The organism is Thermosynechococcus sp. OHK43 (genome assembly GCF_014466085.1).
Classification (GTDB): Bacteria; Cyanobacteriota; Cyanobacteriia; order Thermosynechococcales; family Thermosynechococcaceae; genus Thermosynechococcus.
Map to the genome: position 1 here is coordinate 1 of NZ_JACOMP010000047.1, position 7,377 is coordinate 7,377.

7 protein-coding genes, 2 rRNA genes and 1 pseudogene are annotated in these 7,377 nt (G+C 53.7%); 4 read left to right on the forward strand and 6 right to left on the reverse strand.

Annotation, left to right across the window (positions count from 1 at the left end):
- From H8Q75_RS02085 to H8Q75_RS02100, 4 genes are all read left to right on the forward strand, one after another.
- A 23S ribosomal RNA gene (locus tag H8Q75_RS02085) occupies window positions 1-369 on the forward strand; the annotation flags it as partial.
- Window positions 370-515: 146 nt separating this feature from the next.
- Window positions 516-632, forward strand: a 5S ribosomal RNA gene (rrf, locus tag H8Q75_RS02090).
- Window positions 633-761: 129 nt separating this feature from the next.
- Window positions 762-1,007: a hypothetical protein gene (locus tag H8Q75_RS02095; protein WP_041429152.1), complete on the forward strand. Its 246-nt coding sequence runs from the start codon at window positions 762-764 to the stop codon at window positions 1,005-1,007.
- A 381-nt stretch (window positions 1,008-1,388) separates the two neighbouring features.
- Complete coding sequence (locus H8Q75_RS02100) at window positions 1,389-1,712, forward strand: metalloregulator ArsR/SmtB family transcription factor (protein ID WP_051372825.1); 324 nt, start codon at window positions 1,389-1,391, stop codon at window positions 1,710-1,712.
- On the opposite strand, the gene H8Q75_RS02105 is transcribed toward H8Q75_RS02100, so the two are convergent.
- The 6 genes and pseudogenes from H8Q75_RS02105 to H8Q75_RS02130 form a co-directional block, all read right to left on the reverse strand.
- Window positions 1,709-2,842, reverse strand: a complete 1,134-nt coding sequence (locus H8Q75_RS02105) for a cob(I)yrinic acid a,c-diamide adenosyltransferase (protein ID WP_024125236.1) — start codon at window positions 2,840-2,842, stop codon at window positions 1,709-1,711. The two genes, H8Q75_RS02100 and H8Q75_RS02105, sit on opposite strands and share 4 nt — an antisense overlap.
- 34 nt (window positions 2,843-2,876) lie before the next feature.
- A complete protein-coding gene (locus H8Q75_RS02110) occupies window positions 2,877-3,056 on the reverse strand; it encodes a hypothetical protein (protein ID WP_024125235.1) in 180 nt (59 codons plus the stop codon).
- A gap of 15 nt (window positions 3,057-3,071) precedes the next feature.
- The gene (locus H8Q75_RS02115; RefSeq protein WP_024125234.1) at window positions 3,072-3,794 is read right to left on the reverse strand and encodes a Stp1/IreP family PP2C-type Ser/Thr phosphatase; all 723 of its coding nucleotides are present in this window, start codon (window positions 3,792-3,794) and stop codon (window positions 3,072-3,074) included.
- 23 nt (window positions 3,795-3,817) lie between these two features.
- Window positions 3,818-5,608 (reverse strand): AarF/ABC1/UbiB kinase family protein, encoded by a 1,791-nt coding sequence (locus tag H8Q75_RS02120; protein ID WP_225871804.1) that lies wholly within the window; start codon window positions 5,606-5,608, stop codon window positions 3,818-3,820.
- Window positions 5,609-5,685: 77 nt separating this feature from the next.
- A complete protein-coding gene (locus H8Q75_RS02125) occupies window positions 5,686-6,912 on the reverse strand; it encodes an MFS transporter (protein ID WP_024125232.1) in 1,227 nt (408 codons plus the stop codon).
- A gap of 49 nt (window positions 6,913-6,961) precedes the next feature.
- A pseudogene (locus H8Q75_RS02130) lies at window positions 6,962-7,377 on the reverse strand (DNA mismatch repair protein MutS); the annotation flags it as partial.

Sequence of the window (7,377 nt, forward strand, 5' to 3'; positions counted from 1 at the left end):
AGTACGTCCCAAGGGTTGGGCTGTTCGCCCATTAAAGCGGTACGTGAGCTGGGTTCAGAACGTCGTGAGACAGTTCGGTCCATATCCGGTGCAGGCGTAGGAGCATTGAGAGGAGTCCTCCTTAGTACGAGAGGACCGGGAGGAACGCACCTCTGGTGTACCTGTTATCGTGCCAACGGTAAACGCAGGGTAGCCATGTGCGGAGTGGATAACCGCTGAAAGCATCTAAGTGGGAAGCCCACCTCAAGATGAGTGCTCCCATGGCATAAGCCAGTAAGGTCACGGGTAGAACACCCGTTAATAGGCTCTCGATGGAAGTCCAGTAATGGATGAAGTCTAGGAGTACTAATAGACCGAGGGCTTGACCTCATCAATCAACAGGTGTCTGAATAAAGTAATTCTCCTGGCTATCGCTATTTAGTTGAAAGGTTATTCAGTTGCAAGCTTATTTTTGCTGAATTTATCTAGCAGTTCTCCAGTCTAGGTTCTCAGTTCGAATCAAAATCAAGGCTTTGCCTAGTGCCTATGGCGCGGCGGAACCACACTGATCCATCCCGAACTCAGAGGTGAAACGTCGCAGCGGTGAAGATAGTTGGAGGGTCGCTTCCTGCAAAAATAGCTCGGTGCTAGGCAAAATATTCAAACTACCCCATCTAGGTTTTCTAGGTGGGGTCCTGATTTTTAAGAAATGTTTAAGGGATTATCGGTTTTGGATAGGGGAGTGACATTGACGGGTAATTCGGCTTATATTGCATCAAATATTGCTCTTCTCAAAAGGTTTTCAGGGCTATGCCTTAATTTGTGCGTTTGATGGGTCTTCGGCATTGGGTGCTAGTGGGTTCGTCGGTGGTTACGGCGGTGCCGTTGGTGGGGTTACCCAGCTATGGACAAATGCAGAACAGTCCCAAGATGTCAAGATGTTGGTGGATGAGGTGTGGCAAATTGTGCAGCAGGAATATGTGGATGAATCATTTAATCAGGTGGATTGGTTGGCAGTAGGGCACTAACTTTTGGGGCAGCCCTATATGTTGCGGGAGCAGGCCTATGGGGCCATTCAGGGAATGTTGCAGCATTAAATGACCCCTACACGGGCTTCATGACTGCGAAGGAGTTTGCGGCTTTGCTTACGCAAACGTCGGGGGAAGTCGCAGGGATTGGGATTTGCTTGACGTAGATGAAAAGACACAATAGTTGACCTCTTGGAGCCACCCCCAACAGGGGAGTACCAATTTGCGTTTGTGGACGACAGCAGATGATCGCCTGGACCAAGTAGGATTGGATCAATTGCGCCAAACCATTGATCGGAGTCGAGTGCCTAAACCTGGGAATACGGCTCAAACAAGGGGGCAGTTTCGCTGGCCCCTTGGTGTTCCTTGTTCAGTGCAGTGATGGTTGCTTCAGAGATTCATCAGGAATATCCCGCTGAGATTCAGTTGGCCTTCCATGCCCTTGGGGAACCCTTGCGCTTGAAAGTGATTGAGATCCTCCATCGGGAGGAACTGTGCGTCTGTGATCTGTGCGAACGTCTGCACCTGAGGCCCTCAAAGCTCTCGTTTCATCTGCGGGCACTGCGGCAAGCCAATCTCGTGCTGTCGCGCCAACAGGGGCGGTGGGTTTATTACCGCTTAAATCGGCCCCAATTTGCAACTGTGATTGCCTATTTGCAGCAGTTTAGAGTGGGAGAGATAGTGCCGGCTCGTGTCTGTTCTTAGAAATCAACGCCGCGCTTGAGATCAACGCCCTTCTCGGCATAGTGCTTGTGGCAGATCATCTCTGAGTGAACGCTGGCGAGTTCAAAGTAGGCGGGGGGATATTTGCAGCGACCGGTAATGATAATTTCAGTGGTGCGTGGCTTGCGCAGGAGCGTTTGCACAATGGGTTCGACGGGGAGAAGTTCAAGGTCAACGGTGGGGTTGAGTTCGTCGAGAATAATTGTCTTGTAAAGCCCGGAGGTAATGGCAGCTCGGGCAATTTCCCAGCCGCGTTCGGCTTCGATGTAGTCAATTTCCTGCTGTTGACCGCGCCAGACAATGGCATCCCGACCACAGCGGTGGTGATCCACTAAATGGGGATAGCTTTCCTTGAGGGCAGCGATCGCTGCATCTTCGGTATAGCCTTGCCCCCCCTTGAGCCATTGGAGAATCAGAACACGGTGGGATTGGTCGCGGCTAATTCCTTTGCCGATCGCCTGAAGGGCTTTACCGAGGGCACTGGTGGACTTGCCTTTGCCGTCACCCGTATAGATTTCAATCCCCTCAATGCCCTGTTCTTGAGCCGTAGGATGCACAAGGGGACGCATCTCGGAGTGGAGGTCAGCAATTTGCAGGAGTTGGGCAGGGGCACCTCGGCCAGTGGCAATAATCTCTAGGTGTTCGGGCTTGCGGCGGAGGGTGTTGACGACTTCATCAACGGACAAAAGGCCTAAATCTAAGACAGGGTTGAGTTCATCTAAAACAATGACAGAATAGAGACCAGAGGCGATCGCCCCTTTGGCAATGTCCCAGCCCCGCTGTGCTTCTTGGCGATCGAATTTGGTAATTTGCTCAGCAGTGAAGTATTCGGCTCGTCCTGTTCGTACTTGATCAATTAAGTGGGGAAACCCCCGTTGCAGAGCTTCAATGGCGGCATCTTCGGCATAGGCACGACCGGGTCCTTTCAGAAAGCGCAACAGCAGTACCCGAGTGGGCCATGCAGAGGCAATACCCAGACCAATGGAGCGCAGAACAACTCCAAGAGCCGCTTGAGATTTTCCTTTACCGGTACCGTCATAGACGTGGAGTTGACCGCTCACTCGGCCGGGGCGAATCTGAGCGGTTTGAATGCCAATACCTGCACGGGTCATAGGAGCATGAATAAAAGAACCTAGAGGGATTGTATCAAGGGCGGAGTGGGGTTTTGAGAACAACGGCTTCAACCGTTAAATCAGTGGGGGTGGTGCCAGTAATTGCCCAGCGGAGGGGTTGACCATGGGCTTGCAGGGCTTGTTCGATGGCGTCATGGAAGGGCTGGGAAAGGCTGTGTCGCGGTAGGCTGAGACGGATAAATTCCGTTTGCATAGGCCTTAAATACCCTTAAATACCAATAACAACGACGGTGACATTGTCATGCCCGCCATGGGTTTTGGCTGCGTGCACAAGGGCAGTCGCTGCCTTTTCGACATCGGGTTCACTGAGGTAGATACTGATGACATCATCAGTGAGTTCTTCGGTCAAGCCGTCGCTGCACAGCAGCAGGCGATCGCCCGCCTCTAGATCAATGGGTTGAATATCAATTTGGGTGAGATCTTCGCGGCCTAGGCACTGAGAGAGTACATGACGCCACGGATGCTGCCGCGCCTGTTCAGGTGTCAAACTCCCCAACTGTACAGCTTGGGCAATCCACGTGTGGTCGTTGGTAATCTGCTGGAGCTGGTCTTTACGCCAGCGGTAGATGCGTGAGTCGCCCACATGGGCACACCAAGCGCGATCGCCCTTTTCATCAACTAGAATTACCACAGCCGTGGTACCCATATCGGCACGGGCAGTATTTTGGCGCTGCTGCTCAACAATGGCATGATTGGCTGCAAGAAAGGCTTGGCGCAGGAGAGTGACGGGGTCGTGCTGCAGGTCTTTGAGGTGGGTCTCCAGATACTGCCGAATGTGATCAACGGCTAAACGACTGGCTTCCTCGCCGCCGGCGTGTCCTCCCATGCCATCTGCAACAATAAAAAAGCGGTGATGCTTTTCGTCAATATAAAAAGCATCCTGATTGCTTTTGCGAATCAGACCACAGTCAGTTAAGCCAGCAACGTCCATGCCCCCCTGTCCTGGGTTTCTTGCTAAAACATTTTTTCATACTTATCGAGTTTAACCATTAGCCGCCAATAGAGGATACCAAACCATACCGCTAACGCGGCTGCCACACCTGCGAGGAAAAGATACTGGTTGACGAATAAAATTGTTGCCGCCAAAGAAAAACTGCCAATGAGCACGACATAATTTAGCCCTAAGTTAATGTTACTCAGGCGCCGCAGAATGCGATCGCTCTCACTGGAACGGACGCGCAAGCGCAGGTCACCATTTTCAAGTTTATCGAGTACTTCTTCAAGGCGACGGGGCAAGCCAATGGCACTGCTGCCCACTTGAGCGGCTTGCCGACTCAGTTCTGAGAAAAGACTGCCATTACTGGGATCGGGAAAGTTTCCGTTGGTCATAAGTTCGGTCGCAAATGGTTGGGCAACTTGCATGAAGTTAAAGTCTTTATCCAGTCCCTTGCCCACGCCCTCGAGGGTGGAAAAGGCGCGCATCACAAAGGTAAATGTGGCAGGAAACCGAAAGGGTTGGTCATAGGCAATTTCGTAAAGGTCATCGCTGATTTGAGCCACCGATTGGGTTTCAAAGGACTGGTTCATGAAATTGTCGAGGAGATACTGAATCGAGCGCCGCACTGGCCCTAGATCCCCTGTGGGTACCAACGCCCCTAGCTCTACAAGGCACTGTACCACCTGTTCAGCATCCCGCTGGGCAATGCTTAAAAATGTTTTCAGCAGTTTATCGCGGGTGACGGGTTGAATGCGCCCCATCATGCCAAAGTCATAGAAAATGAGTTGGCCGTTGGGGCTGACGGCAATGTTGCCCGGATGGGGGTCAGCGTGGAAAAAGCCATCGTTGAGAACTTGATAGAGGTAGGCCTTGGCACCCAGTTCTGCTAGGCGTTTGCGGTCTAGGCCAGCCGCTTCGAGGGCTTCGTAGTGGCTGATTTTAATTCCCGGTAGGTACTCAAGGGTGAGGACGCGCCGTGAGGTGTAGCGCCAATAGACGCGTGGAACACAGGCCCACTCGCGATCCCGAAAATTGCGGCGGAACGTGTCGGCATTGCGTCCCTCGTTGAGGTAGTCAATTTCTTCGTAGAGAATGCGGCAACACTCATCGTAGATGCCCATCCAGTCCCGCCCTTGACCCCATTTGGGATGGTTCTGAAAATACTGGGCAATGCCCTTGAGAATGGCAAGATCGATGTCAAAGAGCTGCCGTAGGCCGGGGCGTTGAACTTTGACCACCACCTCTTCCCCAGAAAGCAGTTGGGCTTTGTGAACCTGGCCAAGACTAGCGGCAGCCATGGGGATGGGGTCAAAACTGCGAAACAGTTCAGGGATGGGGCGGCCAAAGTCCTCGTAGATGATTTTTGCAACTAGCTCGTAGCTAAAGGCGGGGACGCGGTCTTGAAGCTTACTGAGTTCTTCGACGTACTCGCTGGGAAAGAGATCGGCGCGGGTGGAAAACAGCTGCCCCAGTTTGATGAAGGTGGGGCCAAGGTCAAGGAAGGTTTCACGAATCCAAATGGCTTGGGCACGGCGTCGCGCCGCCCGTTTGGCATCGGTCTTACCGCCCCAGTAGCTCCAAGATTGGGTGAGGAGCCAGCGGCCAAAGAGAAATCGCCAGACAAAAAACCAAATATCAAAGAAGCGCCGCGCTTTCGAGTAACGCTCGCGATTCCAACGGTAGGATTTGCCGGTGGGGGTCAAATTGGCCGAAGCTGCTGTGGACACGCGTTTTTCCCTAGTGGGTGATCTCAAAAAATTGTAACGAATCCCTAAGGATACCGCCCTTTTCTTGAAGAGGGGATACATCAGCGACAGGCCATCTTCTCTTAAGGGGGCTTGCGCCGTTTGTTCCAGCCAAGAGGGCGATCCCAAAAAATAGTAGGCTATAGGGCATAGCGATCGCGCCCCATGCCGAGGGCAAAGCGCAGGGAATCGGGCAGGCTTTTACTACTGGCGGTTAAAAAGAAGGTCAACCCCAAGAGGCTAAAGACTGCTGCCATGCGAAAGATGAGGCGATAGCCCCAATGCTCAACCAGTCCCCCCAGCAGGGGACCCGCTAGGGCCATTCCCAGATCAAAACCGCCTAAACTGAGGCTGAGAACCCGTCCGCGCTCCTGGGGGATGGAGCGATCGGCCATGAGGGCAGCCACCATCGGAATCAGGACACCGCCGGCAAGACCTTCAAGAATCGCTGCCCAGAGGATATCCAAAGCGGTTTGGGCTTGGGCGAGGAGCACCATTGAGATGACGTAGGCGGCGAGGCTAGCGGAGATGAAAATGCCTCGTCCCCAGCGATCGGAGGCAGCACCCGTCAGGACACGACCGATAAAGCTGGCGATCGCCGCGACGGCGTAAAACAGACCTGGGGATACCCCCAACTGCTCGGCTGCCATAAAGAGGGGAATGAACGTGGCGATCGTGCCAAAGGTCAAGCCCACACTCAACATCACTAAGCTAGGAATCCGCAGCCGTTCTGACAGCAATAACCGCCAAAAGAGGGTTTTCTCTGGAGGCGGCTGGAGAGCCTCCTGCGCCCTATTCACTGCCCGCACCCCTGCGGCAGTCATGAAGCCGAAGGCGGCCAGTGTGCTGGCAATCATAAAGACCCAGCCATGGCCGTAGTGGATTTGCAGCCAACTGCCCAAACTGGGCCCAAGGGCTACCCCAATGGGATGGACAAGGCTAGTGTAGCCAATGATTTCGCCGCGATGTTGGGGTGGGGCAATATCCGTCACCAGAGCCATGTAACCGGTGGTAAAGCCGGCAATGCTCACGCCATGGAGCAGGCGCACCGCCATCAGGAGCGGTAGGTTGTGGCTGAGGATGTAAAATAGGGGGGCGATCGCCGCCACGGCGAGGCCAATGAGCAGGGTCATTTTGCGTCCGCGGCGATCGGCGAGGGGGCCTAACCAGGAGCGAGAACCCAGCAGCCCCACGGCAAAGGCACCCATGACAAACCCCACCTGATGGGGCGTGCCCCCCTTCGCAGCGATGTAGAGGGGTAAGGTAGGCAACATTGCAGCAATGCTGGACCAAAACAACAGACCTGCCAAGATCAGCCGCAGGAGCGTTTGCCGTAGGGGTGGGGCGAGCTTTAACAGGACAACCACAAATTCCCCTTGTTAACAAAACGTTACAATCTCTATTCTAGCTAAGGAATTAAAAGGGCAGCTCCCCCTGATTGATCTCAGGGGCGGTTGGGGGGTCACTCATTGGGCTTTTGCGCAGTCCCACGGTAATTCTGCTGTGCTTCTCGATTTGGCACATCACTTCGCGGGCGCGTTGAATCACGACTGGAGGTAAGCCGGCAAGGCGTCCGGCTTCAATGCCGTAGGAGCGATCGGCACCACCGGGCTTCACTTGGTGTAGAAAAATAATCTCGTTGGGGAGTTCTTTGACGACAACTTGATAGTTGGCCACATTGGGCAGGAGCGTTGCCAGTTGATTGAGTTCGTGGTAGTGGGTGGCAAAAATAGTGCGGGATTTGAGGGTGGTCGCCAAAGGGGTCAAGCCATGAACCCACGCGGACGGAATACCTTGAATGGTGCTCAGATTACTGAGGCTCAACCCATCCA